Origin of the sequence: Kitasatospora indigofera, from assembly GCF_014655955.1 — a bacterium.
In the GTDB taxonomy this organism is placed as follows: Bacteria; Actinomycetota; Actinomycetes; order Streptomycetales; family Streptomycetaceae; genus Kitasatospora; species Kitasatospora indigofera.
Window position 1 is genome coordinate 146223 of the sequence record NZ_BNBO01000002.1, and the last position, 25102, is coordinate 171324.

The 25102-nt window shown below is 74.2% G+C and carries 21 protein-coding genes; 13 read left to right on the plus strand and 8 right to left on the minus strand.

The annotated features are described in order from the left end of the window. Window positions 1-166 precede the first annotated feature (166 nt). From IE329_RS02635 to IE329_RS02650, 4 genes are all read left to right on the plus strand, one after another. Window positions 167-682 carry a TraR/DksA family transcriptional regulator gene (locus IE329_RS02635; RefSeq protein ID WP_229927117.1) on the plus strand — a complete coding sequence of 172 codons (516 nt, stop codon included), beginning with the start codon at window positions 167-169 and terminating at the stop codon, window positions 680-682. An 84-nt stretch (window positions 683-766) separates the two neighbouring features. Continuing rightward, window positions 767-1567, plus strand: a complete 801-nt coding sequence (gene lspA / locus IE329_RS02640; RefSeq protein ID WP_190209338.1) for a signal peptidase II — start codon at window positions 767-769, stop codon at window positions 1565-1567. A gap of 120 nt (window positions 1568-1687) precedes the next feature. Beyond that, window positions 1688-2626, plus strand: a complete 939-nt coding sequence (locus IE329_RS02645) for an RluA family pseudouridine synthase (RefSeq protein WP_190209124.1) — start codon at window positions 1688-1690, stop codon at window positions 2624-2626. 1 nt (window position 2627) lies between these two features. After that, window positions 2628-3116: a GNAT family N-acetyltransferase gene (locus IE329_RS02650; RefSeq protein WP_190209125.1), complete on the plus strand. Its 489-nt coding sequence runs from the start codon at window positions 2628-2630 to the stop codon at window positions 3114-3116. Between the two features lie 123 nt (window positions 3117-3239). On the opposite strand, the gene IE329_RS02655 is transcribed toward IE329_RS02650, so the two are convergent. After that, window positions 3240-4262, minus strand: a complete 1023-nt coding sequence (locus tag IE329_RS02655) for a mechanosensitive ion channel family protein (protein ID WP_190209126.1) — start codon at window positions 4260-4262, stop codon at window positions 3240-3242. A gap of 269 nt (window positions 4263-4531) precedes the next feature. Between IE329_RS02655 and IE329_RS02660 the strand changes: the two genes are divergently transcribed. The 5 genes from IE329_RS02660 to IE329_RS02680 all read left to right on the plus strand — a co-directional run bounded on the left by IE329_RS02660 (window position 4532) and on the right by IE329_RS02680 (window position 13105). Continuing rightward, a complete protein-coding gene (locus IE329_RS02660) occupies window positions 4532-7333 on the plus strand; it encodes an alpha/beta fold hydrolase (protein ID WP_190209127.1) in 2802 nt (933 codons plus the stop codon). Continuing rightward, window positions 7330-8199 (plus strand): ABC transporter permease, encoded by an 870-nt coding sequence (locus tag IE329_RS02665; protein ID WP_229927119.1) that lies wholly within the window; start codon window positions 7330-7332, stop codon window positions 8197-8199. The genes IE329_RS02660 and IE329_RS02665 overlap by 4 nt, the downstream gene beginning before the upstream one ends. A 247-nt stretch (window positions 8200-8446) precedes the next feature. Then, window positions 8447-9520, plus strand: a complete 1074-nt coding sequence (locus IE329_RS02670) for a hypothetical protein (RefSeq protein ID WP_190209128.1) — start codon at window positions 8447-8449, stop codon at window positions 9518-9520. A 222-nt stretch (window positions 9521-9742) separates the two neighbouring features. After that, window positions 9743-10156, plus strand: coding sequence for an ester cyclase (locus IE329_RS02675; protein ID WP_229927120.1), 414 nt, complete (start codon window positions 9743-9745; stop codon window positions 10154-10156). Between the two features lie 282 nt (window positions 10157-10438). After that, window positions 10439-13105 (plus strand): MXAN_6230/SCO0854 family RING domain-containing protein, encoded by a 2667-nt coding sequence (locus IE329_RS02680; RefSeq protein ID WP_229927121.1) that lies wholly within the window; start codon window positions 10439-10441, stop codon window positions 13103-13105. Between the two features lie 115 nt (window positions 13106-13220). Here the strand turns inward: IE329_RS02680 and IE329_RS02685 are convergent, their stop codons facing one another. Next, window positions 13221-14228 (minus strand): helix-turn-helix domain-containing protein, encoded by a 1008-nt coding sequence (locus IE329_RS02685; RefSeq protein ID WP_190209130.1) that lies wholly within the window; start codon window positions 14226-14228, stop codon window positions 13221-13223. A gap of 62 nt (window positions 14229-14290) precedes the next feature. Here IE329_RS02685 and IE329_RS02690 point away from each other — a divergent pair, with 62 nt between their 5' ends. Together IE329_RS02690 and IE329_RS02695 are read left to right on the plus strand one after the other, a co-directional pair. After that, the gene (locus IE329_RS02690; RefSeq protein WP_229927141.1) at window positions 14291-15616 is read left to right on the plus strand and encodes an MFS transporter; all 1326 of its coding nucleotides are present in this window, start codon (window positions 14291-14293) and stop codon (window positions 15614-15616) included. 103 nt (window positions 15617-15719) lie between these two features. Then, window positions 15720-16796: a Scr1 family TA system antitoxin-like transcriptional regulator gene (locus IE329_RS02695; protein WP_190209132.1), complete on the plus strand. Its 1077-nt coding sequence runs from the start codon at window positions 15720-15722 to the stop codon at window positions 16794-16796. Window positions 16797-16828: 32 nt separating this feature from the next. On the opposite strand, the gene IE329_RS02700 is transcribed toward IE329_RS02695, so the two are convergent. From IE329_RS02700 to IE329_RS02725, 6 genes are all read right to left on the minus strand, one after another. Beyond that, the gene (locus IE329_RS02700; protein WP_190209133.1) at window positions 16829-18040 is read right to left on the minus strand and encodes an MFS transporter; all 1212 of its coding nucleotides are present in this window, start codon (window positions 18038-18040) and stop codon (window positions 16829-16831) included. 81 nt (window positions 18041-18121) lie between these two features. Beyond that, on the minus strand, window positions 18122-18619 hold the full coding sequence (locus IE329_RS02705; RefSeq protein WP_190209134.1) for a GNAT family N-acetyltransferase: 498 nt from the start codon (window positions 18617-18619) through the stop codon (window positions 18122-18124). An 87-nt stretch (window positions 18620-18706) separates the two neighbouring features. After that, a complete protein-coding gene (locus IE329_RS02710; protein ID WP_190209135.1) occupies window positions 18707-20038 on the minus strand; it encodes a DUF6271 family protein in 1332 nt (443 codons plus the stop codon). Next, window positions 20035-21066: a phytanoyl-CoA dioxygenase family protein gene (locus IE329_RS02715; protein WP_190209136.1), complete on the minus strand. Its 1032-nt coding sequence runs from the start codon at window positions 21064-21066 to the stop codon at window positions 20035-20037. Before IE329_RS02715 ends, IE329_RS02710 begins: the two co-directional genes overlap by 4 nt. Before the next feature lie 328 nt (window positions 21067-21394). After that, complete coding sequence (locus IE329_RS02720) at window positions 21395-22597, minus strand: type III PLP-dependent enzyme (protein WP_229927122.1); 1203 nt, start codon at window positions 22595-22597, stop codon at window positions 21395-21397. A gap of 695 nt (window positions 22598-23292) precedes the next feature. Then, complete coding sequence (locus IE329_RS02725) at window positions 23293-23670, minus strand: hypothetical protein (protein ID WP_190209137.1); 378 nt, start codon at window positions 23668-23670, stop codon at window positions 23293-23295. 234 nt (window positions 23671-23904) lie between these two features. On the opposite strand from IE329_RS02725, the gene IE329_RS02730 reads away from it, so the two are divergent. Together IE329_RS02730 and IE329_RS02735 are read left to right on the plus strand one after the other, a co-directional pair. Next, complete coding sequence (locus IE329_RS02730) at window positions 23905-24315, plus strand: chromosome partitioning protein (RefSeq protein WP_190209138.1); 411 nt, start codon at window positions 23905-23907, stop codon at window positions 24313-24315. Beyond that, window positions 24312-25043 (plus strand): hypothetical protein, encoded by a 732-nt coding sequence (locus tag IE329_RS02735; RefSeq protein ID WP_190209139.1) that lies wholly within the window; start codon window positions 24312-24314, stop codon window positions 25041-25043. Before IE329_RS02730 ends, IE329_RS02735 begins: the two co-directional genes overlap by 4 nt. Window positions 25044-25102: the final 59 nt, after the last annotated feature.

Genomic DNA, 25102 nt, shown 5'->3' on the forward strand with positions numbered 1-25102 from the left:
CCGGAATTGATGGGGATTATCGTTCCGGCACTGGAGGCCGCCGGGAACCGGCGGCTCGATTCATTCGTAGATGGGGTCGAAAGCCATGGCTGAGAAGACAACCGTCGCGAGCACCGCAACCAAGCGGGCCCGCAAGGCTGTGGCAGGCGAACCAGGGGAGGGGACCGTGACCACTGCACGGCACAAGACCAGCACCGGCGCCGGGCGCGTGGCAGCGCCCAGCCGTACCCGCACGCCCGTCGGTACGGGGGCCAGGGCGGGCGGCGGGGGAGCGGAGTCGGTCGACCCGGCCGAGCTGCCCGTACGCGCAGGTGAGGACCCCTGGACCTCCGAGGAGGTCGCCGAGCTGCACGCCGAGCTGATCACCGAGCTGGAGCGCCTGCAGACCGAGATCGACGCCTCCGAGGCCGCGATCACCGGCCTGATGCGGGACTCCAACGACGGCGCCGGCGACGACCAGGTGGACGCCGGCACCAAGAACATCTCGCGCGAGAGCGAGCTGGCCCTGGCCAACAACGCCAGGGACAGCCTCGCCCAGACCGAGCGGGCGCTGGCCCGGCTGGAGAACGTCGGCTTCGGCGTCTGCGAGTCCTGCGGCCAGGCCATCGGCAAGGCCCGGATGCAGGCCTTCCCGCGGGCCACGCTCTGCGTGCAGTGCAAGGCGAAGCAGGAACGGCGGTAGCCAGGGCGTCGGACGGGGCCGGGCTTGCCGTACGCTCGACCCCGTAACGTCGGCCCTCCCCCAGCCTCCGGCCGGGGGGACCTCATTGCGGCAGCGGAGCGGATCATCAGTACGCCAGGTTCCCCCAAGACACGGGACGATTCCGTCCCGACCACTGCCGCTCCGGCGCAGACCCCCACCGACGCGGCGCAGGACACCGCCCCGGCGGTGGACGGCGCCCCGGTGGCGGAGAGCGCGGGTCCGGCCCCGGCCGCCGGCGCCACCGGCATCGCCCGGCGCCGGCGGATCGGCGTGCTGCTGGTCGTCGCGCTCCTCGCCTACCTGGTCGACCTGGGCAGCAAGCTGCTGGTGGTCGCCCGGCTGGAGGGCCACTCGCCGATCGCCGTGATCGGTGACGTGGTCACCCTCCAGGTCATCCGCAACGGCGGGGCGGCCTTCGGCATGGGCCAGGCGATGACCATCGTCTTCACCATGATCGCGACGGCCGTGATCGTGGTGATCTGGCGGATCGCCCGCCGCCTGTACAGCCTGCCGTGGGCGATCGCCCTCGGGATGCTGCTCGGCGGCGCGCTCGGCAACCTCACCGACCGGCTGTTCCGCTCGCCCGAGGTGTTCCGCGGCCACGTCGTCGACTTCATCTCGGTCCAGCACTTCGCGGTCTTCAACCTCGCCGACTCCGCCATCGTCTGCGGCGGCATCCTGGTGGTCCTGCTCTCCTTCCGGGGCAGCAACCCGGACGGCAGCACCCACCAGGCCGCCGCCAAGGCCGGCCCGGAGGCGGGCGGCGACGCCGGCGCCGGGGTGACGGCGGGCCCGGCCACGGACGACGGGGCGGCGGCCAGGACCGGGGACGCGACGGAGCAGGCGCGCAAGGACGGCGCGTAGCGGCCGGCCCCCGCGGGCGTCCCGCCGGGCGCCGTCCTTGGCCTCGCGGCGGAGCCCGCCGCCGGGGCCGCGGCGGCCGGTGAGTAAGGACCGGCCCCGCGGTCCGGCATACTCGTACGGGTGAGTACCGCAGCGCAGACCCGCAGCCTCCCCGTTCCCGACGGCCTGGAGGGCGAGCGACTCGACGCCGCCCTCGCCCGGATGTTCGGTTTCTCCCGGACGAAGGCCGCCGAGCTGGCCGCCGACGGCAAGGTGACCATCGACGGGACGACGGCCGGCAAGTCCGACCGGGTGATGGCCGGATCCTGGCTGGAGGTCGAGATCCCCGCCCCCGCCGCGCCCGTGCGGATCGTCGCCGAGCACGTCGAGGGCATGCGGATCGTCCACGACGACGACGACATCGTGCTCGTCGACAAGCCGGTCGGCGTCGCCGCCCACCCCAGCCCCGGCTGGACCGGCACCACGGTCATCGGCGGCCTCGCCGCCGCCGGCTACCGCATCTCCACCTCCGGCGCCGCCGAGCGCCAGGGCGTCGTGCACCGCCTCGACGTGGGCACCTCCGGGCTGATGGTGGTCGCCAAGTCCGAGCGCGCGTACACCGACCTCAAGCGGCAGTTCCACGACCGCGTGGTGGAGAAGAAGTACAACGCGCTGGTCCAGGGCCACCCCGACCCGCTGAGCGGCACGGTCGACGCCCCGATCGGCCGGCACCCCAGCTCGGACTGGAAGTGGGCGGTCACCCAGGCCGGCAAGCCGTCCGTCACGCACTACGACCTGATCGAGGCCTACCGCGCCGCCTCGCTGCTGGACATCAAGCTGGAGACCGGCCGCACCCACCAGATCCGGGTGCACATGTCCGCGCTGCGCCACCCCTGCGTCGGTGACCTCACCTACGGCGCCGACCCGACGCTCGCCAAGCGGCTCGGCCTGACCCGGCAGTGGCTGCACGCCGTCTCGCTCGGCTTCGAGCACCCGTCGGACGGCGAGTGGGTGCAGTTCAGCAGCGAGTACCCGGCCGACCTGCAGAAGGCCCTCGACGTGATCTCCTCGGAGAGCTGAGATGACCCCTGTGGACGGAGTGACGCCCGTGACCCCGGTGATCCGGGTGGCCGAGGGGGCGGAGGACCTGGCGCTGGTGCACGGCGTGCGCCGCGAGGTCTTCATCGTCGAGCAGCAGATCCCCGAGGACGAGGAGTGGGACGAGCTCGACGCCACCTCCGAGCACCTGCTCGCGATCGGTGCCGACGGCGCCGCGCTCGGCACCGCCCGGCTGATCCACGGCGAGCAGGCCCTGAAGATCACCGGCGGCCTGCCCGGACGCGTCCTGCTCGGCCGGCTCGCGGTGCTGAAGGCGGCCCGCGGCACCGGCCTCGGCGCCGTCCTGGTCCGGGCCGTCGAGGCGGCCGGCCGGGCGCGCGGCGCGACCGAGCTGGAGCTGCACGCGCAGGTCCAGGCCCTCGGCTTCTACGAGCGCCTCGGCTACACCGCCGAGGGCCCCGAGTACCTGGACGCGGGCATCCCGCACCGGACGATGACCCGGGAGCTGTAGCGGAGGACCCGGGCCCCTGGCGGACGGCCCGGGCGGTGCGACGGCGGTGTGCCCCGGTGCGGGGTAGCGCCGCCGTTCCGCTTCCCCGGGTGCCGGGCGGGAAGCGCGTGCGCCCGGCGCCCGTCAGCCCTCGCCGGTGCGCAGCCGGGGCAGCGCGCCCGGGTGTTCGTCGCGCAGGTAGGCGATCAGCTGCTCCCGGACGGTGAAGCGGAGCAGGGCGGCGTCGTCGGCGTTGCGGGCCGTCATGGTGGCCCGGACGACCAGTGTGCTGGGCGTGGTGTCGGTGACCTGGAGCGCCCAGGCGGTGCCGTCCCACAGCGGGGTGCCGCCCAGGCAGCGGTGCAGGGCCTCGCGCAGCGCCTCGACCGGTGTGCTGTGGTCGAGGTGCAGGACGACGGAGGCGAGCAGGCCCGGGTCCTCGCGGGTCCAGTTCTCGAAGGGCTTGTTGACGAAGTACGAGACCGGCACGATCAGCCGGCGCTGGTCCCAGAGCAGGATCACCAGGTAGGAGAGGGTGATCTCCTCGACGACGCCCTGCTGCGCGTCGACCACCACGGTGTCGCCGATCCGTACGGTGTCGCCGAAGGCGATCTGCAGGCCGGCGAAGAAGTTGCCGAGCGCCGACTGGGCGGCGATGCCGGCGACGATGCCGAGGATGCCGGCCGAGGCGAGCAGCCCGGCGCCGACGGCGCGCATCGCGGAGAAGGTCAGCAGCATCACGGCGACGGTGACCACCACGATCAGCGCGCTCACCACCCGGCGCAGCATGCCGATCTGGGTGCGCACCCGGCGGAGCCGGGCGACGTCCCCGTTGCGGGTCGCGTACCTGCTGAGGAAGGCCTCCAGCCCGGCCGCGACGAACCGGACGGCGAGCCAGCCGAGCGCGGCGAGCAGCAGGAGCAGTTCGGCGTGGCGCGGGGCGTCGCCGTCGATGCCGAAGATCCGCTCCAGCGGCCGGGCCGCCATCAGCAGCGAGGCGAGGGTCACCAGCTGGAGCGGGATCCGGCAGCGCCGGAGCAGCGGCCAGACCGGCGCCTCGGGGCGCCGGGCCGCCACCCGTTGCAGGACCTGGTCGACGATCCAGCCGACGGCGAGCGTGACGACCACGATGACGAGCAGGACGGTGAGCGGCCAGAGCACGGGCACCTCGGCGGGATCGACTCCGGGATGATTCGCACCATATCGTGACGATCCGTCCGGGAACGGGTGTCCGGGCCGGACGGCTGCGGCCACGGCTGCGGCTCCGGCCACGGGGCCGATGTCCGGGCGTCCGGTACCCGTGGGCCGTCCGGCCTCCGGCCCCGGCCCGGCGGCTCGCGGGGCAGCGCGGCAGGTGAGGCGGGTGCGCCCGGCCGGCGGGTGTCCCGGCCCCCTTTACGGCTTCCCTACCCGAGCCGCCCATAGGATCGCTGTTCATGGAGTTCGGTGGGGCATGGCGCCGTTGGCGCGGGCGCGGGACGTTCACGACCCGAAGGCTGGTGGCCGCCTCGCTGGCGGTCGCGGCGGTGGCCGGTGCGGGGACCTGGACGGCGGTCGCGGCCGACGGCGGGGCCGCCGTCCACCGGGAGGACCACGTCCTGCAGATGCCCGAGACCCCGGGCGGCGTGCAGACCGTCGGCCTGGACACCTCGTACTTCACCACCGGGACGAGCCCGCGCCCGGCCGTCCTGCTGGCGCACGGCTTCGGCGGCAGCAAGGAGGGCGAACGGGCCCGCGCCGAGCAGCTCGCCCGCTCCGGCTACGCCGTCCTCACCTGGTCGGCCCGCGGCTTCGGCCACTCCGGCGGCCGGATCGGCCTGAACGCCCCCGACCGGGAGGTCGAGGACGTCAAGCACCTGGTCGACTGGCTCGGTGCCCGGCCGGAGGTCCGGCTGGACGGACCGGGCGACCCCCGGGTCGGCATCACCGGCGCCTCGTACGGCGGGGCCGTCGCCCTGCTCGGGTCCGCGGCCGACCCGCGGATCGACGCGGTGGGCAGCCAGATCACCTGGTGGAACCTGGCCGACGCGCTCTTCCCGCAGGGCGTCCGGCAGGGCCCGCAGGCCGCCCCCGGCGGGGCGGCCGTGGACGGCGTCTTCAAGAAGCTCTGGGCCGGGATCTTCTTCACCACCGGCTCGGCGGGCGGTCTCGCCGACGCGCAGGGGACGAAGGCCGGCCCGGCGCCGGCACCGGCCGGGCCGGTCGGCTGCGGCCGGTTCCTGGACGAACTCTGCGCGATGTACGACCGGGTGGCCACCACCGGGCACGCCGACCCGGAGGCCGTCGCGCTGCTGGACCGCTCCAGCCCGTCCTCGGTGGCGGCCAGGCTCAAGGCGCCGACGCTGGTCGTCCAGGGCCAGCAGGACTCGCTCTTCCCGCTCGACCAGGGCGACGCCATCGCCAAGGCGGTCGCCGCGAACGGCGCCCCGGCGGCGGTGGACTGGTTCGCCGGCGGCCACGACGGCGGCACCGAGAGCAGCGAGCGGGTCGACGACCGGGTGACCGGCTGGTTCGACCACTGGCTGAAGGGCGCCGGGAACGACGTCGGGCCCGCCTTCCGGGTCACCCGGACCGGCGGCGTCGACTCCACCGGGTTCCAGGCCGTGCTGCGCGGCGCCACCGCCGACGCCTACCCGGGCCTGGCCGGCACCGGCTCCCGCAGCGTCGACCTCACCGGCGCCGAACAGGCCTTCGCCAACCCGCCGGGCGGCGCGCCGCCGAACATCTCCACCCTGCCCGGGATCGGCGCGCTGGCGCAGGCGGCCTCGCTCGGCGGCGGACTCTCGCTGGACTTCCCCGGGCAGAACGCGACCTTCGACTCCGCGCCGCTGGGCACCGCCCTGCACCTCACCGGGCAGCCGACCGTGCCCGTCCGGGTGAGCGCGGACCGGCCCGAGGCCGTGCTGTTCGCCAAGCTCTACGACCTGGGCCCGGACGGCAAGCAGACCCTGCCGCAGCAGCTGGTCGCCCCGCTGCGGGTCACCGGCGCGGACGCCCCCGGCGGCCGGACCGTGCAGGTGGCGCTCCCCGCCGTCGACCACGACTTCCCCGCCGGGCACCGGCTGCGGCTGGTGCTGGCCAGTACCGACCTGGCGTACGCCTCGCCGGCCGAACCCGCCACCTACCGGGCCGCGGTGGCCGGCCCGGTGGTCCTGCCGACCGTCGACGCGCTGAAGACCGAGGCGGCGCCGCTGCCGGCCCGCACCTGGGCGCTGCCGCTGGTCGCCGCCGGGGTCGCCGCCCTGCTGCTGCTCGGCCGGCGCGGCCTGCGGCGGCGCGGGCAGCGGCAGGCCCCCGACCCGGCACTGGCCGGCGTCCCGCTGCAGATCAGCGGCCTGAGCAAGCGCTACAAGGGCGCCGCCGACCGGTACGCCGTCCGTGACCTGGGCTTCCGGGTCGAGCAGGGCCAGGTGCTGGGCCTGCTCGGCCCCAACGGCGCCGGCAAGACCACCACCCTGCGGATGCTGATGGGCCTGATCCGCCCGGACGAGGGCGAGATCCGGCTCTTCGGCCACCCCGTGCGGCCCGGCGCCCCCGTGCTCTCCCGGGTCGGTTCCTTCGTCGAGGGCGCCGGGTTCCTGCCGCACCTCACCGGCCGCGCCAACCTCCAGCTGTACTGGCAGGCCACCGGCCGTCCGGCCGAGGACGCCCACCTGGAGGAGGCCCTGGTCATCGCCGACCTCGGCGAGGCCCTGGACCGCGCCGTCCGCACCTACTCCCAGGGCATGCGCCAGCGCCTGGCGATCGCCCAGGCCATGCTGGGCCTGCCCGACCTGCTGATCCTGGACGAGCCCACCAACGGGCTCGACCCGCCGCAGATCCGCGAGATGCGCGAGGTGATGATCCGCTACGCGACCGCCGGCCGTACCGTCATCGTCTCCAGCCATCTGCTCTCCGAGGTCGAGCAGTCCTGCACCCACCTGGTGGTGATGGACCGCGGCCGGCTGGTCAGCGCGGGCGCCGTCGCCGACATCGTCGGCGCGGGCGAGATGCTGCTGATCGGCACCACCGGCGCCTACGGGCCGGACGAGCTGGCCGTCGCCGCCGACAAGACGGCCGCGCTGCCGGGCGTCGGCTCGGCGGAGGTGGTCGAGGGCGGCCTGCTGGTCCGCCTGGACGGCATGACGGCCGGCCGGCTGATCGCCGAACTCGTCCGTCTCGGCGTCCCGGTGGAGCGTGCCGGACCGCACCGCCGCCTGGAGGACGCCTTCCTCTCCTTGATCGGAGGCTCCGCGTGAGCACGCCCACCGCCGTCGAGGCGGCGCCCGACCACGCCGCCGGCTACCGGGCCGGGCGCACCCTGCCGCTGCGGGTCGAGGCGATGCGCCAGCTGCGCCGGCGCCGCACCATGGTGGTCGGCGGGGTCCTGGCGGCCATGCCGTTCATCATCCTGCTGGCGTTCCAGATCGGCGGCACGCCCGGCCGGGCCGACCGGACCACCTTCATCGAACTGGCCACCTCCTCCGGCCTCAACTTCGCCACCACCATGCTGTTCATGGGCACCGGCTTCCTGCTGGTGATCCCGGTGGCGCTGTTCTGCGGCGACACCGTCGCCTCGGAGGCCAGCTGGTCCTCGCTGCGCTACCTGCTGGCCGCGCCCGTCCCCCGGGCCCGGCTGCTGGCCCGCAAGTTCGCGGTCGGACTGGCCTTCTCGGCCGCCGCCATCGTGCTGCTGCCGCTGATCGGCCTGGCCGTCGGCACCGCCGCCTACGGCTGGGGCGACCTCCGGCTGCCGGCCGGCGTCAGCCTGCCCGCCTCGGTCGCGCTGCCCCGGCTGGCGATCGCCGTCGCCTTCGTCTTCCTCGCCGAACTGGTCATCGCGGCCCTGGCGTTCTGGCTCTCCACGGCCACCGACGCGCCGCTCGGCGCGGTCGGCGGCGCCGTCTTCGCGTCCATCATCACCGGCGTGCTGGACGCCGTCACCGCCCTGGGCGGACTGCGGGAGTGGCTGCCCGCGCACTGGCAGTACGCCTGGGCGGACGCCCTCCAGCCGCAACTGGAGTGGGGCGGGATGCTCCAGGGCGTCTCGCTCTCGGTCTCGTACGCGATCGTGCTGCTGGCACTGGCGTTCCGGGGCTTCGCCCGCAAGGACGTGGTGTCCTAGCCAGGCCTCTTTCGGATCTTGCTGGATCGGTGAGTGGCTTTCCGGGTGGTCAAGTGCTGCTCTGCCACTGGACAGGCCCCGATGGCGGGACGGACGGGGAGGCTGGTCGGCTCGCTCCGCATGGAGTTGGGTGGTTGCGGTGTTGTCGGCGGACGCGCCTAGGGTGACCGGAAAGATCACCGTTAGAGCCGGTCCGGAGGTTGTTGTGGCGTGGTGGAACAGGAAGCCGGGGGACCGAGAGCGGTGGGTGCTGGATCCGCTGGTGGGAGTGGGGCCGCTGCTGTTCGGGATGGACCCGCAGCAGGTCCAGGACGCGCTGGGGGAGAAGGGCAACTTCATTCGGTTCGAGGGCGGCTGGGTCTCCGAGGTCAGCCGGGTGGTCAGCGAGCGCTACGACGAGCCAGGGCTGACCGCGTTCTACGGGCCGGGCCCGCGCTTGGCTGCGGTGGCGATCAGCGCCGTGGGTGGCCCGCTGGTGCGTCTGGGGGAGGTCGAGCTGGTCGCCAGGGCGCCCTCCGCGGCTAGCGCGGACCTCAGCCGCCTCGCCCTGGAGGAGCGGGCCGAGGCGCGGGTGAACCGGTACGGCGAGGCGGAGGTGCCGGCCTGGGGCGTCTCCCTGGACGTCGCGCAGGAATGGGGCCTGGCCCCCGAGGGGCACCTGCAGCGCCGGGACGCGGTGATCACCGGCCTCCTGGCCACCGGCCCCGAATGGGCCGAAGACCTCTGGAACGCCGAGCCGGTCGTCGACCGGCTCGGGCTGCACAAGGAGCCTGCCGACGCGGGGCCGTGGCTGGTGGCAGACGCCGAGGACCGGCCGCGCTGGCACTGCACCCCGCTGGAGGGAGTCGGTCCGCTGCGCTTCGGGATGACCCCGCAGCAGGTGTCGGCCGCCCTGGACGGCGAGGTGCCGGCCGAGAGCTGGGGCCACCACCCCTTCCCGGTGGGCAGTCCTTGGGAGGACCAGGGCACTCCCGAGGAGTGGCACGTGAGCAAGGAGTACTACGCCCGGGCCGGGGTGAGCGCGCACTACTTCTACGCGTCGCAGGCGCGCAGGGGTTCCGCGTTGGTCCGGGTGAGCGTCCACGGGCGCAGCGGCCCCCTAGTGTCCCTCCACGGCATCGAACTGATCGGCCGCAAGCCCTCCGCCGTCGAGGCGGACATCATCCGCTACATCCAGGACCGCGGCCTGGACCTGCGCATGGGTTGCGGCGGGGACCTCGGCCCGGGCGACTCCCAGGTGTGGGCACGGGCGGAGCGGGCAGGGGACACCTCGGTCAGCGCGGCCTGCTTCTGCATCGAGGACTTTGAGTACCACGGCTGACGCCGCATCCAGAGCCGGTCGGCCAGTCGACGCGGCCACTGCTCCCGTCTTACGCAGGCTGTTCGAGCATGCCCACTCCGCTGAACCGTCGGACCCGATGTGTCGCGGAGCCCTGAGCGACGGCGTCCGGGGCGACGGCCGGTCGTTGTCAGTGGTGCTTGTTACGGTCGTGGCGTCACGAAAGACCATGGACTCAGGGGGGTTCCTGTGGGCGACCACGACATGCGCGTGTACGGTACCGGGCTGTTCGACCGGTGGACGGCCCTGTGGAACGGCGACCTCGGTCTGGCCGGCGAGATCATGGCACCCGGCTTCACCCTGCGGTACGCGCAGGCGGGCACCGAGGCCTTCGACGAGATCCGCACGCCGCAGCAGCTCGCCGGGATCGTCGCCGCCTGGCACGCCTCCCGGACCGGGCTCGTCTTCGCGGCGGAGGGGACGGCCGTCGTCGACCTCGCTCCGGACGGCGGCGCACCGGCGGGGCTGGTCGCCCGGCCCTACCTGGCGAGCTTCGTGACGGCCGAGGGGGAGAAGGTGGCCAGGAGCGGCGTCGACATCCTCAGGGTCGCCGACGGGCTGATCGTCGAGGTCTGGTCCGTCTCCTCCGGCGCCGCCGGCCGGACCTTCTACCGCTGAGGGGTCCCGCCGCCCCGCCGACGAGGTGCCGCGCCGCGGCCGGGGGCCGCGCACCAGGCCGGGGAGCGGCGTGGGCGGGAACGGCGGCCGGAGCGGGGCCGGTCCGCGGGTGCGGCGGGCCGGCCGATAAATCGGTGGGCAACTCCGCGCGCCCCCGCTACTGTTCAGCACGCGGGCGGCTCCGCGGCGTGCTTCCTTCTCACTCACCCTGACAACGAACCAGCGTGCCCCCTCTCCGCCCCCCTTCTTCTTCCTCTGCCTGCCTCTCCTCGGGGGACATCTTTGACCCGAGTCTCCTCGGCCGTCGTCGACGCCGACCTTGACTCATTCCTGCTCCGCCGGCGCGGCGTCGTCTGTGTCCCCACCGGCGGCCTGCTGCCCGACACCGACCCGTGGAACGCTGAGGGCCTGCTGGCCCTGGACGCCGACCTGGCCCAGCGCGGCTATCTGCTCACCGGCCAACTCCGCTCCGCACTGGGCAGGTTGACGCCCGGCGAGCTGGCAGCGACCGGCGGCGGGCTGCTCGCCCGGATCGACCGGCTGCTGGGCGCCGACCGACGCCACCGGACGCTGTTCCACCGGTTCCCCGACGCGGTCCCCGACCACGCCCACCTGCTCTACTCCCGCAGCATCCGGGCCTTCCTGCTCAACCAGCCCCGGCAGCCCTGCGCGCACTGCGGGCGGACCGGCGAGGAGGTCGGCATCGGCGCCCTCGCGCCCTGCGCCCACCTGCTCTGCACCGGCTGCCACCAGGGCCTGCTCGCCCAGGACCGGGCCGGGGCCTGCCCGCTCTGCGGAGCCGAACTGGCCGAGGCCACCTACCTGGGCGAGGACAATCGCGCGGGCCGGATGGCCGCCGAGGAGTTCGGCGGCGAGCTGACGCTCCGGCCGCTGCGCCTCGCCGAGGGCGACACCCTCACCGTCGCGCTGGCGTCGCTGGACCGGCTGCTGGCCCGCCGGACCCCGCTCGACCCGCAGGACCGCGAGGACCTCGGCGTCCTGCTCGCGCTCGCCCCGGCGGACCTGCCCGACCGCCTCCCCGAGCAGATCCCGGTCCGCGAGACCAAGGCCGTCGTCCTCGCCGCGCTGCTGCGCCGCGACCCGGCCACGGCGCTTCCGGTCCTCGCCGAGCGGATCGACACCGCGACCGACGTGCTCCGGCTGCTCTGGGCCTGGTCCGGCGCCGAACCGGACCTGCTCCCCGCCACCGCCCGCAGACTGCGGCTGCGCAACCTGCCGCGGCCGCTGCGCCGCGACCTGCTGGCGATCCTGGACGGCCTGCCGCTGGCCGGCCTCGCCGAGGACCTCCGCCGGCACCGCTCCGCCTGGCTGCGGGCCGGCGAACTCCTCCACCCGTACGAGTACCGGGGGCGCTACCCGGCGACGGCGGCCGCGTTCGCGCTGCTGCGCGGGACGGACCTGCGGGAGCACCCGGTGGGCCGGGAGTTCGCCGAACCGCCCGCCCCGCTCCGGGCGGTGGAGAGCGGCGGCCGGGCCAGGCTGGCCCACACCGGTTTCGCCGGCCGGGTGGAGAGCCTGCTCGCCGCCGGGGACGTGCCGGGCGCCCTGCGGGAACTGGCCCGGCGCCCGGGCGAACTGGCCCGCCGGCTGCACCACCTGCTCCGGGTCCGCGCCACCACCGCGCCCGGCGAACCACTGCCCGAGGAGGCCCTGCGGCTGATCGCCGACGCCCTGCGCGGCGCCGCGCCCGGCCCGCTGCTCGGCGCGTACGGGCGGCTGCGCGGCGAGCGCGAACAGGGCGAGCGGCGGCTGTACTTCCCGCGCGGGACGGTCTCGCTGGCGCACGCCAGGGAGGACCACGGCACGGTGGTCCCGGCGGGGCTGAGCGCGGCCGTCTGCGAGGTGATCGAGTCCGAGCTGCTGCGCCGGGGCGCCGGCGAGCGGTACGACCTGGCACTGCTGGACGAGGGGCTGGCCGATCTGGTGGCCCCGTTCGCGGAGCGGGCCGCGGCCCGGACCCTGGTCGCGGTGCCGCGCGGCTCCCGGCAGCGCCTACCGGCGGGGGAGCGGCTGCGGCTCTTCCTGCACTGGATGCAACCGGAGGACCTCCGGGTCGACCTCGACCTGTCGGTCGCGCTGTACGACGCCGACTGGCGCTTCACCGGGCTCTGCGACTACACCGCCCTGGTGCACGGCGACCGGGCGGCCGTGCACTCCGGGGACTACGTCTCGGCCCCGCCGCCGCACGGCGCCACCGAGTTCGTCGACCTGGACCTCGGACGGCTCGCGGCGGGCGGCTCCCGCTACGCCGTGATGATCGTGTTCAGCTACAACGACGTCGCCTTCGAGGACCTCACGGACGCCTTCGCCGGCTTCCTGCAGCTGGACGCGGCGGACCGCGCGGCCGGCCCGTTCGACCCGAAGGCCGTCCGGCAGCGGCTCGACCTGCTCGGGGACGCCAAGGTCTGCGTCCCGATGATCATCGACCTGGCGGACCGCCGGTACACCTGGACCGACCTCAACACCGGCGCCGACGGCGGCTTCCACAGCGTCCGCCGGTACCGGGCCGAGGTCGGGCAGCTCTCCCGCGACGTGCTCGCGCACTTCTCCCCGGGCAACCGGGCCACCCTCTGGGACCTCGCCTGCGCGACCGCCGCCGCCACCACCGACGAGGTGCTGGTCCGCGGCCGCGACGGCGGCGCCCCGCGGAGCTGGCAGCGGGGCGAGGGCGAGCCCGTGGCGGCCTTCGCCGCCCGGCTGCGGGCCCTGCGGGACGGCCGGGAGGCCGACCCCGAAGGGCCGGGGGTCACCGAACGGCTGGCCGGCCGGCGGGCGTTCGTCGCCCTGGTGGACGGGGACGTCCCCGCGCCGGAGCAGCTGTCCGGCGCGGTGTACCGCCTCTACCCCGGCCCGCTGGACGCCGCTCCGGAGGAGCTGGAACGGCTCACGGCGGGGGACCTGGTGGCGCGGTTCGGCCCCCAGGGGTGAGGTCCGGGGGTGAGGTCCGGGGGTGGCGGGGTGCGAGGTCCGGCGGCTACAGGGGTGCCGCCGGCCCGCGCACCCCGCCACCGCCGGGGGCCTCAGGCCGGCCGGCCCGCCCCGTCTACCCCGCCTGCCGGGCCTGCCCGGCCTCGCCCGCGCGGAAGGCGCGGCGGTAGGCGGCGGGCGTGGTGCGCAGGGCCTCGTGGAAGCGCCGGCGCAGGTTGACGGCCGAGGAGAGGCCGACCCGGTGCGCGATGGTCTCCACCGGCAGGTCGGTCTCCTCCAGCAGCGCCCGGGTGGCGGCGATCCGCCGGTCCAGCAGCCAGCGTCCGGGACTGATGCCCAGTTGCTCGGTGAAGCGCCGGGTCAGCGTGCGGGCCGAGACCTGGGAGCGGAGCGCCATCTCGGCGACGCTGACCGGCTGGTCCAGCCGCCCGGCCAGCCATTCCAGCAGCGGGGCCAGCGAGTCCGCGACCGGTCCGGAGGTGGGCAGTTCGGCGTACTGCAACTGGCAGCCCTCGCGGTGCGGCGGCATCACCATCTGCCGGGCGATCCGCATCGCGTACGCGGCGCCCTGGTCGGCGCTCACCAGGTGCAGGCAGAGATCGGCGCCGGCTGCCGACCCGGCGCTGGTGGCGACGTCCCCGAGGTCCACGTAGAGCACCGCGGGGTCGACCCGGACCGCCGGGAACCGGGCGGCCAGCTCGGCGGCCCGGGCCCAGTGGGTGGCGGCCCGGCGGCCGTCCAGCAGTCCGGCGGCGGCGAGCAGGAAGGCGCCCGAGCAGAGGCCGACGACCCGCGCGCCGCGCCGGTGGGCCCGCCGGAGCGCCTCGACCGCCGCCGGCGGCACCTCCGTCCCGGCCGGCTGCTGCCAGCCGGGGACGAGCACGGTGTCCGCCCGCTCCAAGGCGTCCAGGCCCGCCGTCACCAGCAGGTCGTAGCCGCCCTGGGTGCGCAGCGGACCGGGACGCTCGGCGCAGACCTCGAAGGTGTAGCGGGCGGGGACCGCCGGGCCGTGGTCGCCGAACACCTCCGTCGCGCAGGCCAGCAGGAAGGTCGACTGCGGGGGCTGCAGCAGGGCCACCACCCGGTGCGGCGCCGGTGACTCCGGCGGTGGACTGAGCGTCATGGCGCGAAAGTACCCCAAGATGTCGGTCCGGACACTGGGGGGGCCGAATGGTCCAGACCACCATGGAGACCGTGACCACCGCTCAGAGTCAGAACCAGACCGCCCGGGCCCGGACCAGGACCGCCCGGGCCCGTCCGCCGTCCGCCCGCCCCCCGTTGTGGGACCGGCGCTTCACGCTCTACTTCGTCGCCCGCGCCGTCTCGCTGGTCGGCGACGCGATGATGCCGGTGGCCGCCGCGCTCGCGGTCGGCGCGCTGTACGGGATCTCCGGGGTCGGCGCCGTCCTCGGGGTCTGGACCGGGACGGTCGTCGCCCTGGTCCTCTTCGGCGGCGTGCTCGCCGACCGGATCGGCGCCCGCCGGATGATGGTCGGCGCGGACCTCGCCCGGGTGCTCACCCAAGGCGTGCTCGCGGCCGTGTTCTTCGCCGGGACACCACCGTTCTGGCTGCTGGTGACCATGGCGGCACTCGCCGGCGCCGCCACCGCGATGTTCCAGCCGGGCGTGAACGGGATGGTCCCGCTGGTCGCCCGTGAGCCCCAGCGGGCCAACGCCACGCTCAAGGTCGCCGACGCGCTCGCCCAACTGCTCGGCCCGGCCCTGGCGGGGCTGCTGATCGCACTGACCGGCGCCGGCGCGGTGTACGCGATCGACGGCGGCACCTTCCTGCTCAGCGCCCTGTGCCTGGGGCTGATCCGGTTCGCCCCGGCCGACACCGCCGTCGACTCCGCCGCCCACCAGGGCAGTTCGCTCCGGCGCGACCTGCGCCAGGGCTGGCAGGAGTTCCGCGCCCGGACCTGGATGTGGGCGGTGATCCTGATCTGGATGGGCTACGGCGTACTGCTCTTCGGCCCGCTGGTGCCGCTCAGCTCGGCGCTGGTCGGCGCCCGGCTCGGCGCGAACGCCTACGGCCTCGCGGTCTCCTTCCTCGGCGTCGGAACGGTGCTCGGCGGCCTGCTGGCGCTACGGGTCCGCCCGTCCCGGCCGCTGGCCGCCGGCGCGGCGGCGATGCTGCTGTACAGCGTGCTGCCGCTCTGCGTGGCGCTCGGCGCCGGCCTGCCGGTGCTGCTCGCCTGCCACGTCCTCGGCGGCGGTGCCTGGGCCTTCTGGTCGGTGATGTGGGCGACCAGCGTGCAGACCCACACCCCGCCGGCGGTGCTCAACCGCGTCACCGCGTACGAGTTGGCCGGCTCGGTGTCCGGGATCGCCCTCGGCCAGATCCTCGCGGGGCCGGCCACCGCGCTGGCCTCCCCGGAGCACCTGCTGCTGGTCTCGGCGGGCGCCTGCCTGGCGGGCTGCGCCGCACTGTTCGCGACCCCGGCCATCCGCGGACTGCGGCGGGCCGCCCCCGCGGAGGGCGGCGGGCCGGCGGCGGGTCACCGAAGGTGATGAAGTTGTCACATTCCGCTGCCGGTGACGTCCGGCCGACAGTACGCTGACGATCTGTCAGCCGATCACCGCACGGCGTGTGCCGACACCACCGGAGTGAGCCATGACCGGTCGCAAGCCCGCTTCCCCGCCCGCGCCCCCGTCGCCGCCGCTGCGGGCCAGCGCCGGATCGGTGTTCGGCGGCCTGGTCCGCCGCACCCGGGAGGCGAGAGGGATGTCGCAGGGCGACGTGGCGAAGCTGATCCCGTGCAGCCGCCCCCACCTCACCCGGGTCGAGTCCGGCACCCGGGTGCCCCAGCGCAACTTCGTGACCGCCTGCGACCGGATCTTCGGCACGGGCAGCGAACTGCTGGAGATCTGGGAGGAGATCGACTGGTACGTGCCGGTGGAGCATCCGGACTGGTATCAGCGATTCGTCCGGGCCGAGGCCCAGGCGACCGTGATCCAGGAATACAACTGTGCGTGGATCTCCGGTCTGCTGCAAACCGAACGCTACATGCGTGCGCTCTTCTCGTTTCGTCAGCCGGACGGCGGGGCGGAACTTGTGGAACAGCGCGTGGCGGCACGGCTGGACCGCCAGCGACGGTTCGACGAAGCAGACCCGCCACTGTTCCTGATGGTGCTGGCCGAGGCGACCGTACGTCAGGTGGTCGGCGGGCCGGAGGTGATGTACGAACAGCTCCAGCATCTGCTTGACCTCGGGCGGCGTCCCAACGTCGTGATCCAGATCGCACCCTTCGGCCTCGGTGCCCGGGTGCCGTTCGACGGCTTCGCGACTGTTGTCGTATTCCCCGACGGGAAGCGCCGGTTCTACTCTGAGAGTGCCGACCGCGGCCACTTCATCGACAATCCGCGCGAGGTCCAGCGCTTCCAGAGATCCTTCGACCAATTGCGGGCCGATGCCCTGTCGGCACCCGATTCGGCGGTACTGATCCGGTCCGTCATGAGAGGACTTCGCAACGTGGCTACCACTTCGACCGACCTGTCCGTCGCATCCTGGCGGAAGGCTTCCTACAGCGGCGGGAACGGCGGATCTTGCGTCGAGGTCGCCGACGACTTCCCCGGCCTGGTCCCCGTCCGGGACTCCAAGGACCCGGACGGTCCCGCGCTGCTGTTCCGTGCGGAGGCCTGGTCGTCGTTCGTCGACGCCGTCAAGTCTGGTGGCCTCCCGGCTGCTTGAGCCCGGGAAGCCACCCGTACGCTGCGGTGCGGTCAGGCGGCCTTGACCAGGGTGGTCCAGCGGATCCGGGTCGCGCACAGGGAGACCAGACCGGCCGAGACGGCGACGGCCCCCATGCCCCAGACCAGGCTGCTGCCGCCCGCGACGAAGCCGATCAGGGCGGGGCCGGCCAGCAGGCCGACCGTCCCCATCGCGGCGACCAGGGAGAGCGCCTCCGGGCCCTGCCGGGCGGCGGCCACGTAGACGCACGGGGTGACGGCCGCGACGCCCAGGCCCACGCAGGCGAAGCCGATCAGTGCGGGGGCAACGCCGCCGGCCAGCAGTGCGGCGGCCAGTCCGGCCGCGGCCAGGGCGGCGCCGGCGACCACGATCGGGCCGTCGCCCCAGCGGGCGCGCCAGCCGTCGGCGAAGATCCGGGCGAGCACCATCATCCCGGACACCACGGCGATGCCCAGCGGCGCCACCTCGGGCGCGGCCTCGGCGACGTCCTTCATGTAGAGGGTGGACCAGTCGTTCATGGCGCCCTCGGTCACGGTGCCGAACACCATCGCGAGGCCCATCCAGAGCACGGCCCGGGACGGCAGGGTGAGCCGGCGCCCGCCCTTCGCGGGCTGCTCGTCGGACGGCGGGGCCGCGGCCGGCTCCTCGTCCTGCGCGGGTGCCTCCCCGGCCTGCTGGTCCTGCCGGAGCAGGCCGCCCTGGGTCAGGCCGACCACGAGCACCAGCAGCACGGCGGCCGCCCCGAAGTGCACGGCCAGCGAGGAGCTGAACGCGTTCACGCCCGAGGCGAGCAGTGCGGCGGTCAGCGAGCCGGCGCTGAAGGTGGCGTGGAACCTGGCCATCACGGTGCGCTCGTACGCGACCTCCAGGGCGGCGCCCTGGGCGTTCATCGCGACGTTGAGGAAGCCCACCGCCACGCCGTCCAGGCAGATGAGCAGCAGGGTCACGGGGTAGTTCGGGGCCACCGCGAGCAGCAGCAGGACCACGACCAGGGCCGCTGCCGAGACCAGCGACAGCAGCCGGGAGCCCAGGCGCTTCATCACGGTCGGCACCAGCGGGAAGGACGCCACCGCGCCCGCGCCGCCCGCCATCAGCAGCAGGCCGACCTGGGCCTCGTTGAGGTCCAGGTGGGCCTTCAGCGCGGGCAGCCGCGACACCCAGGTGGCGTACTGGAAGCCCAGGAAGAGGAACAGCGCCGCGATGGCCACCTGGGCTCTGCGGAAGGGAACGTGGATGCTGGACATGTGTGATTCAGCCCTACTCGGTCTTTCGCTGGTGACCCGTGCAGCGGATCGCTGGTACTGCGGTGCCCCGTCCGGGGCGGTCTACAGGGCTTTGGACATGTAGACCGCGTCCGTGCCGTAGCTCTCGGGGAGGGTGACCTCGGCGTGGGTGTCGAACCCGAGCCGGCGCCAGAGGACGTGGCTGCGCTGGACGGCCACCATGGAGATCCGGTCGAACCCCTGGGACCGCGCCTCCTGCTCGATCTGCCGGACGAAGTGCGGTGACAGCCCGCGCGCCCGCAGCTCCTCGGTGATCACGAAGTCGTGCGCGTGCAGGTTCTCCGACTCGAAGCGGGAGGCCTCCGTCAGGGTCAACTCCGGGCATTCGCCGCGTGGGTAGGGCAGGGCCAGCAGGTAGCCGCCGAACTCTCCCTCGTGCTCCAGCACGAAGCAGGTGGACGGCGAGACGCTGCCCCTGGACCGCAGGACCTCCCGTCCCTCGGAGAGGCCGCTGGCGGCGTAGGCGCGTTCCTCCAGCGCCACCACCGCGTCCCAGTCGTCCTCCGCCAGCGGGCGCAGGCGGATGCTGTCATCGGCCATGGCCGGTACCCCTTCCGTCGATGTGCCGCCGCCGCTCGTGCGGGCGGGCGGACCGGCCGGCTCCCGGCAGGATCCGCCGGACGGCCCCTAGCACGGCTGCTGCGCCAGGCCGACGGCCCGGCTCGCGGCCACCAGCGGCGCCCACGCCTCGATCAGCAGCGCGAAGGACTCGATGTCCGCCTGCGCCTCGTCCAGCAGCCGCTCCCGCAGTGGCCGCAGGTGGTCGGCGAACTCGGCGTACCTGCCGCCCAGTTGCCGGTACCGCTGGTCCACGACGTCCAGCCGGCGGACGTTCTCCGCGCGGTCGGCCCCGGCGACCCGCCGGGCGAACCCGGCGATCTCGTCGGCCCGGACGCGGTGCCGTTCGTCCAGCAGGGCGGGCCCGGCCGCCTCCAGGTCGAAGTAGACGGGGTGGAAGTAGAGCATCGACAGCAGGAACTTCACGAACCGCAGCTGGTAGGCGATGAATCCGGCGCCGGTCCGCCGCTCCGCGGTGTAGTAGTTGACGATGTGCCGGTTGTGCACGACCGCGGGCAGCGGGGCGTGACGGACCACGTGCAGCAGGAAGTAGTCGCTGCCGATGGTGTCGGTGGCGGGCGGCAGCGGGACGCGCTCGTACAGTTCGCGGTCGAAGCCGATGTTGCACATGTCCAGCCGCCAGATGTCGGGGACGTCCAGCACCGAGCGGTCCGTCGTGAACGGCTCGGTGCCGGCCCCCACGAACGATTCCTTGACCAGCTCCCCGATCTCCTCCGCCGACCACTCGGGCGGCGCCCACAGGCTGACCACGTCGTGGTAGACGGCGGGGTCCAGCTCCTTGATCTCGCTGACGTCGACCGACAGTTCACCGACGAAGGAGCCGCCGACCATGGACACCGGCTTGCCGCCGTGCGCCTGGTCCAGCACGTTCTCGGTGACGCCGGCGGCCGCCTCGGCGCCGGTCCGCCCGAGCGAGAGCAGCTCGTGGTGGACGGGGAAGACCGGTTCGCCGTCCAGCGTCTGGTAGCCGCTGTCGGAGTCCCGGCGGTGGATCGAGTCGCAGCCGAGGGCGGCGGCCAGCAGGAAGGCCCGGTTGGTGCAGGCGCCGTAGGAGACGGCGTCGGGGAGCATCAGGTCGAGCAGCCGCGCCCGGCCCGGGAGCCCGGCGCGCCCGATCGCCGCCCGGAGGAACTCGCGCTGCGCGGCCTCGTCCAGGTGGTGCACGGTCACGTCCGGCACGGCGGGCAGTTCGCGGACGGCCTTGGTGTGCTCGGCGAAGCTCGACGGGTCGGAGGAGTCGAGGATCAGCAGTCTGACCTCGACGCCGAACTCCCGTGCGGCGTAGGCGGCTTCCTCGGCGATGTCGGCGATGGTGGTGGTGCAGGCCCGGTTGGTGGGCAGGGTCAGGCAGATCCTGCGCGGGGCGTCGTCGCGGCTCATCGGGCGGACTCCGTCCCGTGCCAGGGGGTCAGGCCGAGCAGCTTCTTGCCGAGGTCGTCGAGTTCGGCGGTGCCGTACCGGAGGGACTCGTGCTTGACGGCGTCGCCGACCAGGGTGCGGTTCCAGTCGGGGGTGCTGAGGGTGTACCAGGAGTTGATCCGCGAGCGGCGCATCTCCTCGTGCTCCTCCAGCGCGGGCATCATCGAGAGGTACTGGACCGCCCGGACCCCGCCGTCGGAGATGTTGCGGGCGACGCCGTGGGCCAGTGCGCCGTTCCAGATCAGCAGGTCACCGGCGGACAACTCCGGCCGCACCACCGGGTATTCGTCCCGGTCGACGGCGGGGCGGATCGGGTCGCGGTCGGCCGGCTGGCCCAGCTTCCACTCGTCGAAGCGGCGGAACAGCTCGGGGTTGCACTGGAACCCGCCGAGGTCGGGCTCGGTGTCGTTGAGCGCGATGATGCCCTGCACGCGCTGCGGGACCACGCCGAGGGTGCTGTCGATGTCCCAGTGCAGTTCGATGTCGAACCCGGTGTCGGTGGGTTCGATCAGGGCGCGGTCGCGGTTCTTGATGTTCGGCGGGTTGAGGTTGAGCCGGTCGAGGGTGACCCAGAGCTCCTCGCTGTCCCAGACGTCGACGAAGGCGTCGTAGACGCGGCGGGTCTGCCGGCTGTCCCAGAGCAGCTGGTGGTGGTACGCCTCGACGAAGCCGTACACGTGCAGGTGCCGGTCCAGCCCGTCGCGGTAGGGCCGCTCCTCGTACCAGGTGTCCGGGCGGTCCGGGTCGAGGCCCTGGAAGTCCCAGGTGAAGTCCAGCAGCCGCCGGGCGGCTTCGGCGGGGATCGCCTCCTTGACCACGACGTAGCCGTAGGTCTGCCAGAAGGCGAGGTCCTCCTCGGACAGCACCCGCAGCGGCTGGGTCTTGCGGATCTCCCTCAGCGGGGTCTGCGCCAGGTACGACTCGCCGTCCGCGCTGAAGTACGGGCGGCCGGTCGCGGCGCGGTGCAGATAGGGGTCGGTGGTCGGCATGCGGGAACTCCAGGGACCAGATGGGTGTCGGTGGGTGCGGGCGGCCGGGGTGACTCGTGCGCCCTCGGGACGGCCTTGAATTCCGGCCGGGGAATTGGGCCGCGGGCCCGTGGCGGCGGGCCGGGAACTCGCGGGAGCGGCCCGGCCGGTCGTCCCGAGAGGGTTCGGCGGGGTTATCCCGTCCGATGTGCCTGTCGTTCTCCGGCGTCGTCCGGAGTACGTTCGGTGAAAATGTTCCGAGTGAATACGAAAACCCGCGCGCCGGGCGGCCGGCCCGTCCCGGAGGGCGCACTCCCGTGCACGCTGGGTGACCGACCGTGCTGTCCGGTCACCGGGCGCCCACCGGCTCGCCGCGGACCGAGCGGTGCGGCAGCGGATCGAAGCCGTTGAAGCCCTGGGTCATGTAACTCCCGGCGTACGCACCGGCGGAGAGGATCCAGACCGGGTCCCCCGAGGCGACCGTGCTGGGCACCTGGACACGGCTGTGCTCATGGTCGTAGGCGTCGTCGCTGTCGCAGCTGGGGCCCGCCACCACGGCCGGGACGTACTCCCCGTCCGGGTGCGAGGGGAAGACCAGCCGGTACTGCAACTCGTCCATCTCGTAGAGCCCGTTGAACTTCCCGCAGCTCAGGTAGAGCCAGTGCCGGCGCTCGCCGTCGAGCTGCTCGCGCGAGGAGAGCCGGGCCACGTGGGCCTTGATGGCGCCCTGGTCGGCGACCAGGTAGCGGCCCGGTTCCATGACGAGGCCCAGTTCGGACCCGGCCAGGTCGCGCAGCCGCTCCACGCCCTCGCGGATCACGGCGAACATCTTGTCCAGCGGGGGGTCGAGCGGATTGCCGCGCCGGTCCAGGTAGCCGAGGGCGGGCAGGCCGCCGCCCAGATTGACGTGGTCGAGCAGGATCCCGCCCGCCGCCAGGGCGACCAGCACCTCGCCGATCCGCTCGAAGGCGTCCTGCCAGGCCTCGGTCGTCATCTGCTGCGAGCCGACGTGCACGGAGAGGCCGGCCGGGGTCAGCCCGGCCCTGCGGGCCGCCTCCAGGACGAGCAGCGCGTCGGCCCCCGAGCAGCCGAACTTCTGGCTGAGCCCCCAGAGCGCGCCCTCGCCGCTGGTCGCCAGCCGGCAGAACACCCGGGAGCCGGGAGCGTGGGCCGCGATCGCCTCGACGTCCTCCAGGCTGTCGGTGGCGAAGTCCCGGACGCCGAGCCGGTACGCCTCGGCGATGCTCCGGTCGGACTTGACCGTGTTGCCGTAGTGGATCCGGCCGGCCGGCACGCCCGTCCGGACGGCCTGCGCGATCTCGTTGGGGCTCGCCGCGTCGAACCCGGCGCCCTGGGCCGCCAGATGGGCCAGCACCTCGTCCACCGGGCAGGCCTTCATGGCGAACCGCACGGCGACGCCCGGCAGTTCCTCGACCAGGGTGGCGTACCGGCCGGCGATCCCGGCCAGGTCGTAGATGATCCCGTCCTCGGACGCGGCGGACAGGGCGGCCCGCAGGCCCCGGCTGATGGTGGCTCCCCCCTGGTCGTTCACCGCCGCACCGGCCCGGGCCGGGGCGCCGGCGCGGCGCGGTGGCGGCCCCGGTGCGGCGCTGCCGTCCGGGGCGGGCGGTCGCCGGCGGACAACTCCCCTGCGGGGAAGGGCTCGGGGGTCCGCGGTGCGGAATCCTGCGCGGGGCGGTGTGCGGGGCGCTGCTCGGTGCTGGTGCGGGCGGGCGGCCGGTTCGTGCCGGGCGGACGGTGCCGTCGGTCGGGTCGGGTCATGCGGTCACTCCAGGCTGCTGGATTTCGGTGACAGGGCGTAACAAGAGCTGGGCGGGGCCGGGTTCGGCCGACGGCGGGCAGCTCACTGCGGACGCGCCGGGAATTCCCGTCGCGGAGCCGGTGGCCGTCGGACGTGACGCGCCTGGATTCCGCCCCCGGGGAATAGTCGGCGTCACGAGCCCTGACCCTACATTGGACTAGACCAACTTTCGGCGTCAAGCCTTTCGGGTCGGTAACTCGTCTTCTCCGGTAACAAAAACGTGAATTGACGCTCCGACAGCCATTCGGCTGCGACGGGAAGGCCATTCAAAGCCGGGCTCGCGACGGCCGCGCATTATGTGCAATACGAAAACAAAGAACGGCATCGGGCCGAAGGCGGCCCGCTATTGCCCGGCCGTCCGGGCGGCCGGGCACGCCGGAGGGCCCGGGGCCGCGGTCGCGGTGCCCCGGGCCCTCGCCGGCCGGTCAGTTGAAGTTGTTGGTCTGCTGGATGCCGGGGCCGACCGCCACGCCCTTGGCGTCGCGCAGGTCCACCCGGTACTCGTCGCCGCCGAGCCGGACCTGGTCCTCCCCGGGCTGCCGGAGCAGGTCCAGCAGCACCCGGGCGGCCCGCAGGAGTTCCTCGTCCTCCAGGGCGCCCGCCGCCGTGAGCTCCTCCGCGAGGACAGCCCCCCGGGCCTCCGGGTCGGCCTGCTCGACGCGCTCCTCGCGTCCGCCCAGCCGTCGGCGCGCCGCCGTGCGCAGCGCCTCGTAGGCGTCCCGGACACCACTGTTGGCGGCGTCCGTCAGCCCGGCCGTCGCTCCGGCCGCGATCGCGGCCACCACCAGATCCACACCGGTCACAACAACACCTCTCGCCGACGGCCTCGCGCCGGCCCCGGCGGCCTCCGCCCGGACCCGCGCCCTGGACCGACCGGCGACGGCGGGGCGGGCGGGGGCGGGCCGACGGCTGTCGCCCGGACGGAACCTCCCCCCGGCCGCCGGGCATCGCCGGAGGAGGGAATCAGCTCTCCGGCCTTCCGTCGACACCGATCGGTAGTACGGTCTGATGCTACGTCAGAACGTGGGGGTGGCAGGGTGACCGAAGAGGAGACCGCGGTCGGGTGGCTGTTCGCCTGGGCGGCGGGCGGTGCGCGTCCGGGCGCCGGGGACGGTCCGGGCGCGGCGGTGCGCCGGGTGCACGAGGTGGTGAGCGGCCGGCTGGGGGGCGAGACCGCGTTGCTGCGACTGCGGGAGGAGGCCGCGGCCGGGCAACCCGCCGCGTCGGAGGGCACCCGCACCTGGCTGGCCCTGGTGCTGCGCGACGCCCTGGCCCGGGACCACGAGTTCGCCGCCGCCCTGCGGGCCGCGCTGGCGGACGCCCGGGCCGAGTCCCGGCAGGCCCCGCCCGCCGCCTACGAGGCGACCGGGAACGTCGTTCACGGCGACGCCGCGATCCAGGTCGGGCCCCACGGGTACCAGGTGAACACCTTCGGACGCCGGAGATGACGGATCCCCGGCCCGGGCCGCCGAATCCGGGTTACCCGCCCCCGAACACGATCAAGGGCTCCGCCGGCCTGCAGTACGGCGCCCACGGCGTCCAGGTGAACGTGCCCGCGCCGGCGGGGCTCGGGCGCGGGGTGGTCACCATGCTGGTGCTCGCCTCCGCGGTGATGCTCGCCGGCGGGCTCTTCTCCCTGGTGAAGCTCTTCGGGCCCTCGGGCGACCCTCTGCCGAGCAGCCCGCAGCCCGTCGCCCCGAACCCCGGCCCCACCGGGGCCGCGCCCGTCCCGGACGGTTCCTCCGGCCCGGTGGGGGCGTCCCCGCCGGCCGCGGCGCCCTCCGCGGCCGCCCAAGGAGTCCGCTGGCAGGGGAGGGTGCGGATGTCCCTGCTCGGCCTGCGTCTCGACGCGGCCCCGCCGAGCGCCGGTGGCGGCGATTCGGCCGACCTGCAGCTGAACCCGCTGGACGGCTTGATCACCGGGACCTCCGGCCCGGCCGGTCTCGGCAACCTCGTCCTGTGGACCGGACGGGGCACACCCACCGCCCGGCAGTGCGCCGACAGCATCTCCCAGGACGGTGCCTCCTATCTCCAGGTGGCGGAGGGCAGCGTGCTGTGTGTCGGGACCCGGGCCGGGCGGACGGCCCTGGTGACCATCACGTCGCTGGGTACGGACTTCGTCAACGGGGGCACGGCCGATGTGATCGTCTGGTCGGAGATCTCCGGCCGGAGCTGACCGCCGGTCGTCGCCGTCCCGGGACGGCCGTCCGGCGGAGGCCGCCCGGCCCCCGGAAC

Bases quoted from the DNA above. Each gene is read 5' to 3' on its own strand.
- IE329_RS02690 (WP_229927141.1), top strand. From the start codon at position 14,291: ATGGAGACCGTGACCACCGCTCAGAGTCAGAACCAGACCGCCCGGGCC.
- IE329_RS02650 (WP_190209125.1), top strand. From the start codon at position 2,628: ATGACCCCTGTGGACGGAGTGACGCCCGTGACCCCGGTGATCCGGGTG.
- IE329_RS02710 (WP_190209135.1), bottom strand. From the start codon at position 20,038: ATGAGCCGCGACGACGCCCCGCGCAGGATCTGCCTGACCCTGCCCACC.
- IE329_RS02715 (WP_190209136.1), bottom strand. From the start codon at position 21,066: ATGCCGACCACCGACCCCTATCTGCACCGCGCCGCGACCGGCCGCCCG.
- IE329_RS02695 (WP_190209132.1), top strand. From the start codon at position 15,720: ATGACCGGTCGCAAGCCCGCTTCCCCGCCCGCGCCCCCGTCGCCGCCG.
- IE329_RS02675 (WP_229927120.1), top strand. From the start codon at position 9,743: ATGCGCGTGTACGGTACCGGGCTGTTCGACCGGTGGACGGCCCTGTGG.
- IE329_RS02660 (WP_190209127.1), top strand. From the start codon at position 4,532: ATGGAGTTCGGTGGGGCATGGCGCCGTTGGCGCGGGCGCGGGACGTTC.
- IE329_RS02700 (WP_190209133.1), bottom strand. From the start codon at position 18,040: ATGTCCAGCATCCACGTTCCCTTCCGCAGAGCCCAGGTGGCCATCGCG.
- IE329_RS02705 (WP_190209134.1), bottom strand. From the start codon at position 18,619: ATGGCCGATGACAGCATCCGCCTGCGCCCGCTGGCGGAGGACGACTGG.
- IE329_RS02735 (WP_190209139.1), top strand. From the start codon at position 24,312: ATGACGGATCCCCGGCCCGGGCCGCCGAATCCGGGTTACCCGCCCCCG.
- IE329_RS02685 (WP_190209130.1), bottom strand. From the start codon at position 14,228: ATGACGCTCAGTCCACCGCCGGAGTCACCGGCGCCGCACCGGGTGGTG.